Genomic DNA, 16,380 nt, shown 5'->3' on the forward strand with positions numbered 1-16,380 from the left:
CGTTTCGGTCATGGCTGGGACCTGGTTTCCCAGAGCAAAGCGCTTCGGATCACGCGCCGATGGCAGATCTCTTCCTGCGGACAGCCGCAGAGCAGGATCACATCGTGGTCCTGCAGCAAGCGCTGGAGCTGTTGCAGGCCGCGTTCCAGGTCCGCGATCTCGATCTCCTGTCGGGCTGGTCCTGCGTTCTTCCTCGGGGGCGCTGTCTCCATGCCTGCTGGTCTCGCCGATTGCCCAAGGCGGGCAGGTGTTGGGAGCGACCAGGGTAGCGCCTGCTCAGCGCTGTCCCTGTGTCGCCAGGGATCGCTGAGCAAGGGATCAGCCGCACGTCCGCGAGCAGCCAGGTCGGCTGCTTTCGCATCAGTTGGGCGAGTTCCTGCCGCCCCTGGCGGCTTCCGTAGCCGATGCTGTAGAGGGTTCCTGGCATGGGCTAGTCCTTCCTCTCTGGTCTTGTCTTCCGCTCGTGCGGGAGCCGGCAGACGGCTGGCCTCAGCTTCGGGAGCGGGGAAGGGTACGAAGGCTGGGCTGCCTCTCGTGGGGATCTCCTTTCCCCGCTCCCAGAGCGGGTGACGCTTGTGCCTGCTCCTTACTGGTCGGTGGCTCCCTCTGGGGGCTGGACTGGGTCCTGCTGGTGCACGGGCTGGGCTGCCTCCTCGTGCTCCAGTGCCTGCAGCACGCGTTCGATCCGGTGGTCCCAGGAGCGGATCAGGGCTTGCCTGTCCTGCTCCAGGAGCATGCTCTTGGTGACGGGGTGGTGGCGCCGCAGCTCGTCTACCGCGGCCAGGGCTGTTCCCCACCCTTGCTCGAAGCCGTAGGCCAGCAGGATGGGTACCGCCTGCTTGAGGCAGGCCTCGCGCGTGACGCTCTCGGGGGTCATCGGCCAGGCCTTGATGCTCAGAGTCAGGCTGAGCCGGCCATAGAGCCGGACGCATTCCTCCTTTGTCAGCAGGCTCAGGAGGCTGGTCAGCAGGTTGGACAGGGTGATGGGGCTAGGGACTGGGTCATACTCGGACCAAGGCAGGGTCATGGCTGCTTCCTCCTTGCTCTGGTGAACAGCACTGGTTTCGCTCGGGGTTGGTCTCACGCTGGCTGTCTGCCAGCCAGGCAGCTCGGAGACGGCTTAGAGCACGGTCCCGGAGCTGTCGAACGCTCTCGCGGTGGAGGCCCAGGGTGCGGGCTACCTCCCCCAGGGTGACCGGATGCCAGCGGTCTCCCGGCTCCAGGAGAGCGCGCAGCACGGCGCGTTCTCGGGGGGAGAGGACCCGCTGCATCGCTTCCTCCAGCCAGCGCCGTCGTTCCTGGGCCTCGTGCTGCCTACAGACGATCGCTGCGGGGTCGCTCCTTGTCGGGTCGGGCAGGACCAGGATCTGTCTGCGCTCTTCTCGGGTTAGCGCCTCCAGGGAGACGGCCCGAGGCACCGCTTGGGCACCGGGGACCGCACCCCGGGCCTCGTCTGTTCCCTCGGCGGAACGAGTAGGCAGACGGGTCCGCATCGTGCTGGGGAGACGGATCGTATCCGCCTCCCAGATGGCCTGACAGATCGCCAGCCTGATCCACCAGACGGCGTACGTGCTGAACCGGTAGCCCCGTCCCGGATCATAGCGCCTGGCAGCCTCTAGCAGGCCCAGGTTCCCTGCCTGGATCAGATCGGCCAGGTCGAGGGAGAGTCTGCCTGCCCTCAGCAGGGGAGCGTAAGTCCGGGCCACACTGACCACCAGACGCAGGTTGCGCTCCACCAGGGCCGTGCCCGGCGCTCTCCCCGGATCAGCCACAGGCAGGGGGCTGTCTGGGTCGGGTCTGGGGAAAGCCCCTAGATCTTCCAGGTACAGATGGACCGGGTGCAAGGGGTCACTCGGGACCACGGTCCCGCGGCGGGGGGCGATATGGGGGCTGGAAGCTGCCCTCCCAGCTCGGACAGGACGGGGGTTAGCTGATGGGAGCATGGGAACCTCCTGGGGAAAGCAGTGGGATCGGGCCAGGGGCCTCTGTCCGAGGAGCCTGGGGACGAGAGTGCTGCCGTTGCTGGCGGCGCAGTTGGAGCTGGACCGCCAGATGTTGGGCACAGAGCTGTTGAATCGCCGCCTCCAGATGGGCCTGGCGGGCCTGGTAAGCAGCAATCTGTCGTTCCAATCGGCGCAGGGAACGCTCAGGGTGCGTCACCGTTCGATGCACGAGCGCTCGGATCCACTGCATGATCGTCCTCCTTCCTGGCGTGGCAGCGTCAGGCACTGCGACACGCCCAAGACACGCAAGCAACGAACTGTCAGGAAAGCCAGCCCGGGCATTCGGGCAGCCGGGCTGGCGGGCCAGGTCCCAGGAGCAGGGAATGGCAGGCGCTTATTCCACCCCAAAGAAGGCTTGGGTGTCAGCGGGACTGGCTGGCGCCCATTCGGCGAAGGGGGCCAGTCCCAGCAGGCGGATCAGGGCCTCAATCTCACTGCCGGTCAGCCCATCCAGGATCAGGACCGCACGCATCGGCTCGTCATGCCATGGCCCTGCTGGCTGGACAATGACGGCGACTTTCAGCCCGCCAGGCCGCTCGTACAGTAACCAGGTGCCTGCAGGGAACCGGCCTGCCCGCGCCAAGCTCATCGGTGCTCACCTCCTTCCAGCGAAGCAGAACCCGCGAGATGGCTGACGACGCCCCCGGGACGGGAGCTGCTCCCCAGCCGTTCCAGAGCCGCCCGTAGGCTCACGAGCTGCTGCCGCACCTGCTGGCGTAACCGATCCGGGCCACTGACCCCGGGCCGATGCCGGTGGGGCAGGCGAGCAAGCTGCTCGCGGCTGACCCGCTGGGCCAGGGTCCCCACCAGCAAGCGAGCCTCATCACACTGCTGACTGGCCGCTGAGAGGCGCAGATACTGACGATGGAGGAAGGCCTTTGCCTGCATGCCGGCGCGGGTTCGCCGCTGCTGGTCTAGGGCACAGGTGGCCTCTGTCTCCAGCCGTGCTGCCAGAGCAGCCAGCCCGTCGACGAGCTGCCGTAGCTGACCTGCGGACAGGGGGACCTCGTAGGCCCCGACCTGTTGGATGGCCTGGGAGAGCCAGACCACCCAACACGGCCAGGGGGCAGCAGGGGCAGGGAGCTCCGGCAAACGACCCGCGGGCGCGAGAGACCCTGCTGTCTCAGGCATGGGTTCCCCTCCTCTCCGCGGGAGCAGGCCACTGGTCCTCCCCCGGCTGCACCAGCGTCAGACGCGTGACGGCAAGGTGCGGGCTGGCCGCCGCCGTCAGGTGACAGGTGAGCACGAAGGGCACGCCCTCCACCTGGACCTGGATCACCGGAGGCTGGCTCGCAGCCGAGAGCACCTGCAGGGTCACCACCCGCGGCGGCTCGCCTGGGGCTTCCTGGACGACATGGGGAAAAGTACACAGGCGCGCAGCCACTGACCCAGGCCCCGAGGCCCCCGATCCCGATGCCGGGGCCGACGCGATGATCTCCACCACCAGGATGGTCCCATGCCAGTCTTGCCCCAGCAGGTGATGGACCTGGCCGTGCTCAACCACGTCAAGCTGGCTGACACGGGCCGTCCCGTAGGTGTACTGCGCCTGCTGCTGCTGCCACCAGGTACTCAGTGTAGGGCCAAGCCACCCAAGCCAGCACAGAGCCAGCAGCATCCCAGCCCCGAGACTGAGGGCAGCCCGCAGCCGCCCGCGCAGCACGGACGGACGGACGGGAGGACCGACGGCTGTTCCCAAGAACGCTCGCAGCAGCCCCCCGCGGTTCCTCCCGGAACGGTGGCTCCACCGGCACAGCGGGGGACCTCACGCGCCGCAGGCGACTGGCTCAGGGCGGAATAGCAGAAGCCTCAGAATGGGAAGAAGCAGAAGCGGTCATGACACGAGGAAAGCCTCCTCTCGCAGACAGAATAAGGAGACGCACAGCAACCCGGACAACGGGAACGGGAGAGCGTAGCCGGGGGATCACCTCCCTCGTGGCACCGAGCGGGCGGGCGATACAGGCCGGCTGACAGTGGGAGAGGATGTCGACGCCGGTGCCCATCGACGCGGCGGGGACGAGCGGGTCTGCTCATCCCAGGGGGGCCAGGTCGGCCCTGGCCGGATCTGGTACCAGAGCAGCCGCTCCTGGAGTTCGTCTCGTAGCCGTTCCTCCAGTCGGGAGGCCTCAGCCCGCAGACGCGGATCAGGAGCCTGGCGCCATCGGGTGACCCGTGCCAGGACAGCCCGCAGGGCTTGCAGGTAGGCCCGGCGGGTCTCCAGAAAGCGCCCCCGCCGAGCAGTAGTGAACCACGGGGGCCAGAAGAACCAGAGAGGAGGCAGGGCGGGGGAAGCCCCAATCCAGTAGAGGCGGCCCGGACGCCGGAGCAAGGCCTCGACTTTAGTCAGCAACACGTCCAGGGAGTCTGGCGACGCTGGCGTGTCCCGGGCCTCCCCCACTGGGTCAGAGGCAGACCCATGAGCGGCATACCGTTCCATAACGATGCTCCCTTCATACCGGGAAGACCACGAGCAGAGGACCTGGATGGAGAGCAAGGGTGGGTCAGTCAGGCAGGCAGGCAGGTCCACTGAAGCGGATTGCCTGACTGACCTCCCCGGCCGCAGGAGCACCCGGCTTGCTGGCCGGTCCTCCTACCACCAGGGGTACGGGCGATCCAGCACGGCCAGATCGACCCGGACGGCTTCAGGAGCAGGTGGGGGAGAGCAGACCACATAGCGCTGAGGAGACTGCCGGGAGAGGCAGAGGAGCCAGCCCTGACGAGTTGGAAGCGCTACCGCTGCTCGATCTGCTGCTTCCGATAACGTGGAAGACTGAGGCGAGGGAGTGCCAGGGACCAGGGGGACCTCCTGGAGGAAGACCCCCGCAGGGAACTCCAGCGGGCAATACCGAGGCGGCACCCGCCATACTTCCAGGAACCGAGCGACAAACCCGGCCAGAAAAGCCGTCCTCAACGTTCTCAGCTCACACTGGGGCTCAAACGAGGACAGGGGCAGCAGCTCCGCCACGCGCCTCTGGGCGAAGAGCAAGGCATCCGTCCAGGGGAAGCCTCCGAAGTCGTAGAAGAGCCGCCCCGCCAGGTGCCAATCATCTGCCGTGTGCTGTGGCTGGAAGAACGGGAAGGGATCACCCTCCTTCAGGACGAAGCGGAACAGGACAGTAAGGGCCTTGCGCAGGGGCACAAGAGGCTCTTCTGGGGGAGGAGGTGCGGGATGGAGGAGCACCTGCGCTGGCTCCTGGAAGACAGCAGGATCAGTGCCACAGAGCCGCAGGGGTTCCTGCAGTTCACAGGGCTCCCAGACGCGTCCACGCCACCAGAGCCACCAGGACTGCTGAGCGGCTGGCTGGGGTGAGGCAGGAGAGAACGGTTGATCGGATACCATAGGGTGCCTCCTTGGGAACAAGAAACCGAGACGAGACAGACAACAGCCAGAAAGCAGCGGAGGGAAACAGAGAGACGACACGAGGCGACAAGCGTCGCCATCAGCCTGGCAGAGACCACACAGGGGAGCAGGTCAGGCGGAAAGTACCCGGAAGGACTGCAAAGCAAAGACCACACCGAAATGGCGCTCGTGGTCATCGTCGAAGCGGACCCGGACGCAGCCATCGGGGGAAACCGCGGTAACGACCCCCCGCCGCTGGCGGAACGCTGGGGTTCCATCAGGGTGAAGGCCAACAGGGAAGGGGACAAGCACCGTGTGCCCACACAGCCGACGAGCCTGCAAAACCTGGCGTGCATAGGCCTGCCTGGGCGAGACCGGCGTTTGAGACCGTCGTCTGCGGCGGGCAGAGGAGTAGTGTCGAGACAAAGACATCACAACAAGACACCTCCCAGGAGGGAACGAAGAACGAATACAATCCGCTAGCCCGCAACAAGAAGAAAACATTATCCAACGAAAGAGCAATCATCTGCCAACTGAGGACACAGATCGAGGAAAGACCGCTCCGGCAGCACGGAAAGTACAAAGCAGGCAGAGTCTCGGCCAGGTGTCCCCAGCGGATCAGTACCCTGGTACGACATGGACCCCACCACTCCAATCCGCCAGCCTATCCTTCCCTCCCCACACCACCTGACTTCCAGACACCCGACTCCTGCCAATAGACAGCAAATACACGATGTTAAGGTGCTCGTAGAAGCCTGCACCAGCAGGCACACCCGAAACCTACAGCTACCTCGGGTTATCAAGATTAGAAAGTTTACTAAGATGAATATATCAGAAAGATCAATATTTGTCAAGAGTTTAATCTGGCCAACATTGCCCCCAGTGGACAAAGCTGGAGATTGGCAAAAGCGGAAAGCTGTGGTAATATCAAAACAACTACTGAGACTTGATGGAGGCCCCATGAAAATCAACTATAAAAAGAACTACTACACTGCGAAGGAGGCTATGGAACGACTTGGAATCAACAAGAATCGTTTTAACTATCTGGTCAGGACGGGGAGAATTCGAAAATTTATCCCACCTGGGGGAGAACAAGGATACTATCTCAAAACCGAGATCGACCGGCTGGCACGAGAGCTACTGGCTTTCATGACCTACGATGAGGATACAGGCATCCAGGTCAGACACGCCAGAACAGAGGAAGACCTCCTCCAAGAGCACGAGCTTGCCACATTACTTTTTGGGAGCGCAGTCCACTCCCTAGAGACACGGCGAGCCTGGTTAGCCAGGAACCCCGATCTTGACCTCATTGTTCTGGACCACGGTCGAGTCGTCGGCTTCCTTAATCTCCTGCCATGCCAAGAGACAGCAATCAAAGACTTCCTCCAAGGACGCATTCGAGGATGGGATATTAAGCCAGAGGATGTGCTGCCTTTCAAACCAGGCGAGGAACTATCCTGCATCATCATGGGCATGGGAACAACGCCTGATGTTCCGCCATCCAGGCGTGCAATGTATGGAGCGAGGCTGATTAGTGGACTCATGAACTTCCTTGAGGATCTGGCCAAGCAATCAGTAGTGATCAGGAAGTTTTACGCAACCAGCGCCACCCCAACAGGAATAGCAATCCTACGTCACGCAGGCTTCCGAGAGATCAATCGAATAGGCAACAGAATTGCTTTCGAACTAGATATCACCACAGCCGAAAGCCCCCTGGCCACCGAGTACAGGCATATCCTCTCAACAGCAGTCCCTCACGACAGCCCTTGATGCGAACCTCACCGGCAGCGATTATAGGCACTGAGCACCGTGCCCAGCACATTACTCAGCAACGCATTGAACGGGAAAGGCTCATTGGATGCTGGGAGCGTCCCCCAAACGCGGGAGGAGATGCAGGCGATGGCTGAGCGCATTCTGAGCGGCGAGTCTTCCCGCGGCGTGAGCTATGGGTATTTGCTGGCTGGCAAGAAGATTGAGGCGATTGTCGATGAGTGGTTAGAGTTCCTTTGGGGCGCCGGCGGCTCTATTGGGGAGCCAGGCAAGCTGCAGGTGAATGGCCCCCTTCAGGTCGATGCCTTGCAGTACATGCATGACCTGATCTATAAGTTTCGGCTGGCACCGACTGGCACCTCAACGTATGCCCCCAACGATATTCTGGCGCTCTTCAGCCAGGGCAAGGCGCCCTTTATGCGCAACTGGGTCTTTGCCTATGCGATCGCCAATACACCCTCGCGCTCGCAGGTAGCTGGGCGGGTGGGGGTGGCGCCGACGCTGGCCACCGCTGGTCATAGCGGTCATGGTTGTACCGGCGGCTGGGTACTGGCGATCAACGCCTTCTCACGCTATAAAGATGCCGCCTGGACCTTTATCGATTACATGCTAAGCAAGGAGACGCAGACGTCGATGGCCATCAACGCTGGCCTGATTCCCAGCCGTCCCGATGTGGTCAGTGATGCCTCGGTCCAGGCCAAGATGCCCTTCTTCAAGCAGATCAGCAGTATTCTCAATAGCGGTCTGAACCGTCCAACCTTAAAGAACTACAATCAGTTCACCACCCCACTGCAGGCAGCCATCAATTCTGTGCTTAGTAACCAGGCCAATCCGAGCGACGCCCTCAATAGCGTCCAAACGCAGGTGACGGCGTTGACCTGATGTGAGCAGGTCAGCCGCCTGGAGGAGGAGAAGAGGCCAGGGTCGGCAGCCGTCGCCAGAGCGCCCCCCGGCGCTCCAGGTAGTGTGACGGGCCATCTTCCTCTTCTTCTCCGCGCGTTTGCCACAGCAGACGCTGGTGACTGCTCGACGGCTGCTGGTCAAGCACACAGCAAGCAAGAATGAGGTGTTTCATGGCAACGATCGGGGCGCCGCTGTTGAAAGCCCAAGAGAGCAGCTCTCGTGGTCCACTGGAGCGCCGCGAAGAGCGATTGGCCTGGCTGATGCTCCTGCCGGTGCTGTTGGCCCTGCTCGCCCTGGGCGTCTACCCGGTCTTAAGCACGCTCTGGTTTTCGTTTCAGCAGGGAGGCTCGTTCGGCCTGGGAACAACGGGCGCGGGCCTGGCCAATTATCTGCGCCTGTTGCATGATGGCCAGTTTTGGAGTGCTTTGCGTTTTTCGCTGCTCTACAGTATCGTGACCGTGAGTGGCCAGATGGTCTGCGGGACTGCGCTGGCGCTGTTCGCCAATCGGCATTTTCCCGGGCGTTGGCTGGCACGCGCGGCGATCCTGTTCCCCTGGGCTATTCCGACCGCTACGAACTCGGTGATTTGGGCCTATATGTTCAATGACCAGTATGGCCTGATCAATAGCTTGCTGGAACATCTGGGCCTGCTGAATCCGGCTCACCCTATCGTCTGGCTAGGCTCGGCCCAGTTAGCGACCTGGCTGATCTACGTGCTGGCAGTCTGGAAGGCCAATTCGCTGGTGGCGCTGCTGGTGCTGGCTGGACTGCAGGGCATCTCCGCCGAGGTCTATGAGGCGGCGCGCGTAGATGGGGCCTCACGCTGGCAGCTTCTCTGGCGCATCACTTTGCCACTGCTGCGCCCAGTGCTGCTGGTGACGCTGATTGTGCGTACGATCGAGTCGCTGCAGGCCTTCGATCTGATCAGCGCCTTTACCAATGGCGGCCCGGGCAATGCCACGCAGAATCTCGGGCTGTACATCTATCTCCAGATTCAGCAGTTTGGTGATTTTGGCTATGGCTCGACGATTGCTGTGGTGCTGACGGCTATTACGCTGGTGTTTATCGCGCTCTATATGCGGATGTTCATGAGCGCCAGCACGAGATAAGTGAGGCGCAACTGAAGGAGGGAAGTATGGCATTGGCCTCTACATCTCGCACGATGGCGACTGAGGTCTCCTCGGGAAGGCCAAGGCGGGGTCGCTCGTTGCTGGGGCTGGTCGTGCGGCGCACAGCGCTCTATCTCGTGCTCGCGGTGATCCTCGTTGTGCAGTTTCTGCCTCTGATCTGGGCGCTGCTGACGTCGTTGATGACTCCCCAGGAAACCACCTCAATCCCGGCGACGCTCTGGCCAGCTCACCCGACGCTGAGCAGCTATCTTGAGGCCCTCCAGGGAGATATCGGGCGCTACTATCTCAATAGCATCGTGGCCTCGCTGGTCTCCACCTTGGTCACGATGGTCCTGGCAACGTTGGCCGCTTATGCCTTTGCCCGCTTACGCTTTCGCTGGAAGCGGCTGGTGTTGCTCTTCGTCGTCTCACTCTCTCTTTTTCCTCCGTTCTCCCAGGTGATTCCGCTTTATATGATGCTGCAGGGCATGCATCTGATCGGAACGCTCTTTGCGCTGATCATCCCTTACTCTGTGTTCGGCTTGCCGCTGGCCATTCTGATCCTGATGTCCTTCCTGCATGAAGTGCCTTTTGAATATGAGGAGGCGGCAGCGCTCGACGGGATGAGCCGTCTGGGGGCCTTTGTGCGCATTGTGCTGCCCATGATCATCCCGGGGCTGTTCACGACAGCGGTGATTGTCTTTGTCGGTGACTGGAATGAATATCTGTTCGCCCTGAACTATACGACGACGGCCACGTACACGCTGCCCGTGGGGATCGTGATTCTGAGCCAGACGGAGTTTACGACGAACTTCGGCGTTCTTTCGGCGGCGATGATTATGTCGGTGGTGCCCCTGGTCGTGCTTATTCTGTTGCTGGAGCGGCGCATTGTTGCGGGTCTGACCGCTGGTGGTTTGAAAGGCTAAAAAGGAGGTTGCTGGTTAGTTATGGAATTCTATCTTGATACGGCTCAGTTGGACGAAGTCCGCGCGGCAGTGGCCTGGGGAGTGTTGCGTGGGGTGACGACCAATCCCAGCCATATCGCGCGCGCGGGCGTGCGTGATATGCGCGCCCATATTCAGGAGCTGTGCTGGATTGCGGATGTGCCCATCAGCGTCGAGGTGGTGGCGCTCGACGCCGATGGGATGGTGGCTCAGGGGATCGATTTCGCGACGTGGTCGCCTCATGTGGTGGTGAAGCTGCCGACGACGGTCGAGGGACTCAAGGCGATGGCGCGCCTGAGCCGCAGCGAGGTTACGGCAACCTGTGAGGGTTGCTCCCATGTCGCTGATTGCCCGATTCGGACCCGCTTTGCTCAGCAGCAGCGTTTGACGCGCCGGCCAGAGATCAATGCCACGCTCATTTTTACTGTCAATCAGGCGCTGTTAGCGCTGGCCGCCGGCGCCACCTATGTGAGTCCGTTTGTTGGTCGCCTTGACGCCGTCGGTGAGGACGGGGTGGCGCTGGTGAGCGAGCTGGCGCAGGTGCTGCGCGTGCAGCAACAACCAGGGAAGATTATCGCGGCCGCTTTGCGTCATCCTGTGCATGTGACGGCGGTAGCGCGAGCTGGCGCCCATATTGCGACAATGGCTTATGCTATTCTGACGCAGTTGATTGAGCATCCGCTGACGGCGGCGGGCCTTGAGGCGTTCTTGCAGGATTATCGGCGGAGTCAGGGACAATGAGCGCGATGGATCTTGTTGAGGGCAGAGCCGGGGTGCTGACGCAGGGCCGCTACCTGCGGCGTTTGGTGCGGGCCACGGCCTGGCCGGGAGGCTTGCGCGCTGAGGTGGCCCTGATTCCTTTTCGTCTGCTTGGTTCATCCCTGCGTCCCGTGGTAGTGAGCGCTGAGCCGCTGGCTCAGCAGATGACGACAACCGGTGTGCCTAATCGTCCGGCTGAGACGGGCGGCCTGGCTGAGCGTGAGGGCCATGTCGGTGGCGCGTTGGCTGCTGTTGAGGCGCAGGTGATGCTGGAGCTGCAGGTGTTGTCACCCCGCATCGTGCGTCTGCGCCTGGGGCAGCCCGCGGCGTTGCAGCGGACACGGGCCTATGGTATGTTGGTGCCTGGTGCGTTGGAAGAGGTGTTGAGCGCTACCTATGGTCCTCACGTGCCGCTACCTTCCCTAGAGGAGACGACCACGGGCGTGCGTCTCACCCTGGAAGGGATCAGCATCATGCTGGAGCGCGATCCCTTCAGCCTGCAGATCACTAGTGCTGCAGCTCCCGAGGTTAGCTGGCGGACGGCGCTCGATGATCGCAATGTGCACGGTCTCTTGTGCACGCCACCACCGGGCCTGGATGGCGCCCCCCAGGAGCCGCCGGCAGCTTTCTGGTCCTGGGCTATCGCTCCCGAGGAGCATTTCTACGGCTTAGGGGAGCGCTTTGCGCGCCTGGATCATCGCGGTACAGTGGTCACGCTCTTTAATATTGATGCATGGGGAACCACAACAGAGGCAGCGTATAAGAATGTTCCTTTTCTGCTCTCGTCGCGCGGCTATGGTCTCTTTGTACATACGCCGGCCCCGGTGGCGTTTGCGCTGGGCACGCCCTCAGCACGGGCGGCCCTGGTGCGCTGCGGCGAGGCGGAGCTTGATCTGTTTGTGTTCTTTGGGCGAGAGGCGCGGGAGATTCTGGAAGCGTATACGCGCCTGACCGGGCGGGCGACGCTTCCTCCACGCTGGGCCTTTGGGGTCTGGCTGTCTCGTTGTCGTTACCAGACCCGGGCGGAAGTGGAGGAGGTGGCGGCGCGGGCCAGAGCCGAAGGTGTGCCTTGTGATGTGCTCCACATTGATCCGGCCTGGCTGGCTCAGCCGAATCTCTCATGCGACTTTACGGTCAATGAAGAGGCGTTCCCGGACCTGCCTGGCCTTATTCAGGAGCTGGGCGAGCGCGGCTTTAAGGTCTCGCTCTGGGAGCTGCCCTATGTCTCTGAGCAGGCGCCTCGCTATCAGGAGGCGGCTCGGGCTGGCTACTTCTTGCGCGATGAGCGTGGGGAGCCGATCGGGGCAGATTTTGGCGGGCCGCCGCCCGATGGTCGCAAGCGCGCGATTGTGGACTTCACCAATCCTGCGGCGCGCGCCTGGTGGCAGGACCTGCATCGTCCGTTGCTGCGCGCCGGGGTGGCGGTTTTCAAGACGGACTTCGGCGAGGGGGTGCCGCTGGAAGCGCGTGCGGCGAATGGGATGACCGGCTACGAGCTGCGCAATCTTTATGCTCTGCTCTACAATGCTGCTGTTCATGAGGTGATCGCGCAGGAGACGGGTCGGCCTGGTTTTGTTTGGGGTCGCTCGGGCTGGGCGGGCACGCAGCGCTATCCGGCCCAGTGGGGAGGTGACCCCAAAACCGATGTTGCGGCGATGGCCTGTACTCTGCGCGGGGGTTTGAATCTGGCTTTGAGTGCCCCAGGCCTCTGGGCTCACGACATTGGGGGCTTTTATGGCCCGCCGCCCTCTCCAGAGCTATACATCCGCTGGGCGCAGTTTGGCCTCTTTTCTCCGCTGGCCCGGGCGCATGGGACCACGCCGCGAGAGCCGTGGGCTTTTGGTGAGGAGGCCCTGACGATTTTTCGCCGCTATGCGCGGCTGCGCTTGCGCCTCAATCCTTATCTGTACAGTCTGGCCTGGGAGGCTCATGCTTACGGGCTGCCGATGCTGCGTCCGTTGCTGTTGGAATTCCCAGATGATCCCATTGCGGCCTCGATCGACGATGCCTATTTGCTCGGTTCAGCTTTGCTTGTGGCGCCAGTCTTTAGTGAGGCGCGTGAGCCTGTGGCTCGCCGGCTTTATCTGCCCGCCGGGGAGTGGGTTGATTTCTGGAGTGATGAGCGCCTGGAGGGTGGTCGCTATGTCACGCGTCTGGCTCCATTAGAGTTGCTGCCGGTGTATGTGCGCGCTGGTACGGTGCTGCCGCTCGGACCGGAGCGGACTTTCTTGAGCGAGCAGCCACCTGATGAGTTGACGCTAGAGGTCTACCCGGGAGCGCCGGGCGCCGGGCGCGTCGTCTGGGACGCCTCTGGCGCAGCGACAGAGCTGCACTTGCTTCCTCTCGGGGCCGACGGCTGGCAGCTCCAGATTACAGGCGAGCGCCAGGCGCACTGGTCGGTACGCTGGCATACGTCCCAGGGCATCAAGGAGCAGGTGATCGGTTTTACGGCGCGCGCCACGCTCTCTCTCTCCGACGGCCTACTGCAAGGCTGACCAGGCTGGCAGGGTGAGCGCGGCCGCTGGAACTGGCTGAACAGGTTGTCGCCCCTGCTGAGACAGAGGCGCAGGAAGCCCAAAGGGCTGTTAAGCCGGCAAGCGATGGCGCTCACCACTGCAGCCGCCACGGTCTGGGATACCCAGGCAACTTTCTTCTTCTCCGCTCTCATTAGCTGAAGAGGCCTTTCGTGAGCCATCGTCTGGCGGGCGCACTCTCGGCCTCCCTTAGAGCCTGCTCTCAGGCGATGCTCAGGCAGGCAGGGGTCCCCTGCTAGCTGTGTCCGCTCTCTTCATCTGCAGAACTGCTTGATCACCTGGACATAGAGCGAGTGGATGTCGGCCCCTAATAATAGACAACGGGCATGGATAAAGATGGTCGTTGGAACGGGCGCCAGTACTTGGGGAGGATGCAGTGAGGCCTGACTGTTCTCCTGATTGACCTCATTATAGGCCTGAGTTGCTGTGGCGTCATCTTTGTAGACCCACAGGCCCATAGTGTGGGGATCACAGGGACCGCTGCAGTCGGAGGCATCGGCAAAGGTTACTGAGCTGGTAGCTGGGACCGAGACGGAAAAGACCCCGTCACTCCATTGGGAGATCGTGACATTCCGTTGGATATAGAAAGGATGGGCCCCAGCAGCTATGAAGTCCGTCAGAATATCATTAGCTGTATAGCCCACGTCTGACGTCGGGCTTGGCCCCAGGCTCGGGGTTGATCGGGAAGAGAGGGCAATAAGTGCGTCCGGCTGACTCCGCCAGTACAGCGTTGCCGCAAGCGCTCCAGCACCGGCTGAGATAATGACGAGGCACGTCAGGAGAAGCAGGGTCACTATACGCTTTCTGGAATGCTTCGGGGCTGGGGGCGGTGGAGGTGGCAGAGGTGGCAGCTCCCACGTTGCGTCATACGGATAAGGTCCCGCCTGCGCTGTCTCTGCGGAGAGAGCGCCGCCTGGGGTGAACTGGGTCGCTTCAGTCGCTTCTAGAGGCAGAATCGTCGGCTCATCGGCAGACATCGCTCACCTCTTTTGATGAGAGCTTCCAATTACATAAATCTATACAGAGATCTCTAATGAAACATCATTAAATACATTGATTTTTCAGTGAGGTCTAAACTTCTCATAAAAACCTTACACATCTTTTTCTTAGCAAATTGTAAGCATAGTAGGAAGAGCTGTCAAGGAGCAGAGCACAAGGAGGCGGGGCCGTCTCCTGCGTAGGGAGCGGAAAGAGCCAGGCGCCGAACGGGCGCCTGGCTGGATGTGAGACCAGTCTGCCTCTGCTGTATTGAGCAGCACCGCAGCTTTGGCAGGCCGGAAGGAAGAAGCTGCTTTCTAAAATGGAGAGCGTCTCTCATTCGGCAAGAGAGGTCAGACAAGCGCCTGCTTTTTTTCTTGCAGTCGGAAGAGCTATTGATTATACTTTTAATCAGATCACTGCCCTTGGATGAGGCACGTGAGCCAGGAACACACAGCATGGAACAGCAGCGAGATGAATTACGCCGCCTGGTGCTGGCGGAAATCGAACGCTTGAAAACCCTGGAAGCACAGCATCCCAAAGAGACGTACCGCCACTGGCATGCCCAGGCGGTTCAGCGAGAGCTAGCCAGGCAGCAGCGCTGGATCAGAGCCACCTACCCGAAATACGAGCACTTCTTTGCCACGGGCCTTTACGAACCTGACAGACTTCTTGGAGGTCAACAAGCTCCAGATCGCTGCCCATGTCGAAAGCACGTCCTCTCGTGAAGGTCTCTGGGCTATCCCTGAAGGTCGAGAAGAGGCAGAGGAGGCTGCGCTTTACGAAGAAGAAGGTGATCTTTAAAGACGTACTCGACTTTCGCTCTCTGCATTTCACGCACGCCCAGGGCATTGCTGCAGGGGAGCAAGCCAGGCTGGCGCGCTGCCCCCTGGCGGACGCTCTTGGCTCGCCACTTCTTCGACGCATCAAAGCGCCTGCTCTCTCTTGAGTGAGAGGGGTGTCGCGATCTTTTCGCGGCCTCCGGGGTCATGAAGCAGCAGGGGCCGTCGATCTGCCGATCCATAACGGCCTGCTCAAATGGGATCGACGGCCTGTTGCTCTCCAGACCAGAGAGGTAGACGAGTGACTGAGCCGGGTCGTGATGGGTTAGAGAAGCGAACGTACCAGGCCACCATCGACCTGGATGGTGGTGCCAGTAATGTAGGCAGCCTGGCGCGAGGCCAGGAAAGCTACCAGCGCACCGACTTCCTCAGGCATGCCGATACGCCGCAAAGGGATCGCTCTAGCCACTTCCTCCAGAATCTCGGCCTCGCTCGCCCCCCCTGCCAGCCTCTCGGGAGTCAGGTAGAGCTGGCGCAAGCGATCCGTGAGAATGCGCCCGGGGCACACGTTATTGACTGTGATCTGATCGGGCGCTAGTTCAACGGCAAGCGTCTTGGCCAGCCCAACGACACCCGTCCTGATGGCATTGGAGAGCACCAACCCATCAATCGGCTCCTTGACGGAAGTGCTGACAATATTGATGATGCGTCCGCCGCCAGCACGGCGCATAGATGGTAGTACAAGGCGTACAGCATGCACGACACTCAGCAGATTTTGCTCAAAGGCGGCTTGCCATTGAGCGTCGTCAATCTGGTCAAAGAGACCTGGGGGTGGTCCTCCAGCGTTATTGACCAAAATGTCGATACGCCCAAAGCGCTCCAGGGTGGCGGCGACAACGGCCTCAAGGTCCGCCAGTCTGGTGACGTCGCCGGGCACTGCCAGCACCTGGCTGCCGCTCGCCCGCTCGATTTCCTGGGCCGTCTGAGCCAGTGTCTGCGCGTGGCGTGCGCTGATGGTCAGGCGTGCACCTTCGGCGGCCAGGGCAGCGGCGCAGGCCTTGCCGAGTCCCCTGCTGGCTGCTAACACAATGGCGACTCGCCCTTGCAGTCCGAGATCCATGCTCTCTCTCCTCAAAAGGTGTTCCGAGTGCCCCTCTGAGCGGAAACGAGAGCAACAGCATCTACCACAGCAATGCGCGGGCAGACCGAGCATGCGCCTGATGAATGAAGCGCTCGCGCAAAGGCTGCTCAACGATGAGCG

General features: G+C 61.8%; 21 protein-coding genes. 8 read left to right on the plus strand and 13 right to left on the minus strand.

Annotated features, from left to right (window positions below; all coding sequences use genetic code 11):
- Nucleotides 1–8: 8 nt before the first annotated feature.
- The 10 genes from AC6H1L_RS01265 to AC6H1L_RS01310 all read right to left on the minus strand — a co-directional run bounded on the left by AC6H1L_RS01265 (nt 9) and on the right by AC6H1L_RS01310 (nt 5,772).
- A complete protein-coding gene (locus AC6H1L_RS01265; protein ID WP_497599743.1) occupies nt 9–212 on the minus strand; it encodes a DUF488 family protein, N3 subclade in 204 nt (67 codons plus the stop codon).
- 374 nt (nt 213–586) lie between these two features.
- Nucleotides 587–1,027 carry a hypothetical protein gene (locus AC6H1L_RS01270; RefSeq protein ID WP_497599744.1) on the minus strand — a complete coding sequence of 147 codons (441 nt, stop codon included), beginning with the start codon at nt 1,025–1,027 and terminating at the stop codon, nt 587–589.
- A complete protein-coding gene (locus AC6H1L_RS01275) occupies nt 1,002–1,943 on the minus strand; it encodes a sigma-70 family RNA polymerase sigma factor (RefSeq protein ID WP_497599745.1) in 942 nt (313 codons plus the stop codon). Before AC6H1L_RS01275 ends, AC6H1L_RS01270 begins: the two co-directional genes overlap by 26 nt.
- A complete protein-coding gene (locus tag AC6H1L_RS01280; protein ID WP_497599746.1) occupies nt 1,927–2,193 on the minus strand; it encodes a hypothetical protein in 267 nt (88 codons plus the stop codon). Before AC6H1L_RS01280 ends, AC6H1L_RS01275 begins: the two co-directional genes overlap by 17 nt.
- Nucleotides 2,194–2,337: 144 nt before the next feature.
- The gene (locus AC6H1L_RS01285) at nt 2,338–2,592 is read right to left on the minus strand and encodes a hypothetical protein (protein ID WP_497599747.1); all 255 of its coding nucleotides are present in this window, start codon (nt 2,590–2,592) and stop codon (nt 2,338–2,340) included.
- Nucleotides 2,589–3,134: a hypothetical protein gene (locus AC6H1L_RS01290; RefSeq protein WP_497599748.1), complete on the minus strand. Its 546-nt coding sequence runs from the start codon at nt 3,132–3,134 to the stop codon at nt 2,589–2,591. Before AC6H1L_RS01290 ends, AC6H1L_RS01285 begins: the two co-directional genes overlap by 4 nt.
- Nucleotides 3,127–3,699, minus strand: coding sequence for a hypothetical protein (locus AC6H1L_RS01295; protein WP_497599749.1), 573 nt, complete (start codon nt 3,697–3,699; stop codon nt 3,127–3,129). The genes AC6H1L_RS01290 and AC6H1L_RS01295 overlap by 8 nt, the downstream gene beginning before the upstream one ends.
- Before the next feature lie 225 nt (nt 3,700–3,924).
- A complete protein-coding gene (locus tag AC6H1L_RS01300; RefSeq protein WP_497599750.1) occupies nt 3,925–4,437 on the minus strand; it encodes a hypothetical protein in 513 nt (170 codons plus the stop codon).
- A 153-nt stretch (nt 4,438–4,590) separates the two neighbouring features.
- Nucleotides 4,591–5,340, minus strand: a complete 750-nt coding sequence (locus tag AC6H1L_RS01305; protein WP_497599751.1) for a hypothetical protein — start codon at nt 5,338–5,340, stop codon at nt 4,591–4,593.
- A gap of 132 nt (nt 5,341–5,472) precedes the next feature.
- Complete coding sequence (locus AC6H1L_RS01310; RefSeq protein WP_497599752.1) at nt 5,473–5,772, minus strand: hypothetical protein; 300 nt, start codon at nt 5,770–5,772, stop codon at nt 5,473–5,475.
- A 486-nt stretch (nt 5,773–6,258) separates the two neighbouring features.
- Between AC6H1L_RS01310 and AC6H1L_RS01315 the strand changes: the two genes are divergently transcribed.
- Nucleotides 6,259–7,110 carry a helix-turn-helix domain-containing protein gene (locus AC6H1L_RS01315; RefSeq protein ID WP_497599753.1) on the plus strand — a complete coding sequence of 284 codons (852 nt, stop codon included), beginning with the start codon at nt 6,259–6,261 and terminating at the stop codon, nt 7,108–7,110.
- Between the two features lie 129 nt (nt 7,111–7,239).
- Nucleotides 7,240–7,992, plus strand: a complete 753-nt coding sequence (locus AC6H1L_RS01320) for an extracellular solute-binding protein (RefSeq protein WP_497599754.1) — start codon at nt 7,240–7,242, stop codon at nt 7,990–7,992.
- A 10-nt stretch (nt 7,993–8,002) separates the two neighbouring features.
- Here the strand turns inward: AC6H1L_RS01320 and AC6H1L_RS01325 are convergent, their stop codons facing one another.
- Entirely contained in the window at nt 8,003–8,185 is a 183-nt protein-coding gene (locus tag AC6H1L_RS01325) for a hypothetical protein (RefSeq protein ID WP_497599755.1), read from the minus strand.
- Here AC6H1L_RS01325 and AC6H1L_RS01330 point away from each other — a divergent pair.
- The 4 genes from AC6H1L_RS01330 to AC6H1L_RS01345 are packed head-to-tail and all read left to right on the plus strand — an operon-like array spanning nt 8,184 to nt 13,320.
- Nucleotides 8,184–9,122: a carbohydrate ABC transporter permease gene (locus AC6H1L_RS01330; protein ID WP_497599756.1), complete on the plus strand. Its 939-nt coding sequence runs from the start codon at nt 8,184–8,186 to the stop codon at nt 9,120–9,122. The genes AC6H1L_RS01325 and AC6H1L_RS01330 overlap by 2 nt on opposite strands.
- Before the next feature lie 26 nt (nt 9,123–9,148).
- Complete coding sequence (locus AC6H1L_RS01335; protein WP_497599757.1) at nt 9,149–10,048, plus strand: carbohydrate ABC transporter permease; 900 nt, start codon at nt 9,149–9,151, stop codon at nt 10,046–10,048.
- Between the two features lie 21 nt (nt 10,049–10,069).
- A complete protein-coding gene (locus tag AC6H1L_RS01340) occupies nt 10,070–10,807 on the plus strand; it encodes a transaldolase family protein (protein WP_497599758.1) in 738 nt (245 codons plus the stop codon).
- Complete coding sequence (locus AC6H1L_RS01345; RefSeq protein ID WP_497599759.1) at nt 10,804–13,320, plus strand: glycoside hydrolase family 31 protein; 2,517 nt, start codon at nt 10,804–10,806, stop codon at nt 13,318–13,320. Before AC6H1L_RS01340 ends, AC6H1L_RS01345 begins: the two co-directional genes overlap by 4 nt.
- Before the next feature lie 293 nt (nt 13,321–13,613).
- On the opposite strand, the gene AC6H1L_RS01350 is transcribed toward AC6H1L_RS01345, so the two are convergent.
- The gene (locus AC6H1L_RS01350) at nt 13,614–14,336 is read right to left on the minus strand and encodes a hypothetical protein (RefSeq protein WP_497599760.1); all 723 of its coding nucleotides are present in this window, start codon (nt 14,334–14,336) and stop codon (nt 13,614–13,616) included.
- 459 nt (nt 14,337–14,795) lie between these two features.
- Between AC6H1L_RS01350 and AC6H1L_RS01355 the strand changes: the two genes are divergently transcribed.
- Nucleotides 14,796–15,065: a hypothetical protein gene (locus AC6H1L_RS01355; RefSeq protein ID WP_497599761.1), complete on the plus strand. Its 270-nt coding sequence runs from the start codon at nt 14,796–14,798 to the stop codon at nt 15,063–15,065.
- Nucleotides 15,066–15,130: 65 nt separating this feature from the next.
- A complete protein-coding gene (locus AC6H1L_RS01360) occupies nt 15,131–15,286 on the plus strand; it encodes a hypothetical protein (RefSeq protein ID WP_497599762.1) in 156 nt (51 codons plus the stop codon).
- Between the two features lie 158 nt (nt 15,287–15,444).
- Here the strand turns inward: AC6H1L_RS01360 and AC6H1L_RS01365 are convergent, their stop codons facing one another.
- Nucleotides 15,445–16,239, minus strand: a complete 795-nt coding sequence (locus AC6H1L_RS01365) for an SDR family oxidoreductase (protein ID WP_497599763.1) — start codon at nt 16,237–16,239, stop codon at nt 15,445–15,447.
- Nucleotides 16,240–16,380: the final 141 nt, after the last annotated feature.

This window comes from Thermogemmatispora argillosa, assembly GCF_059696725.1.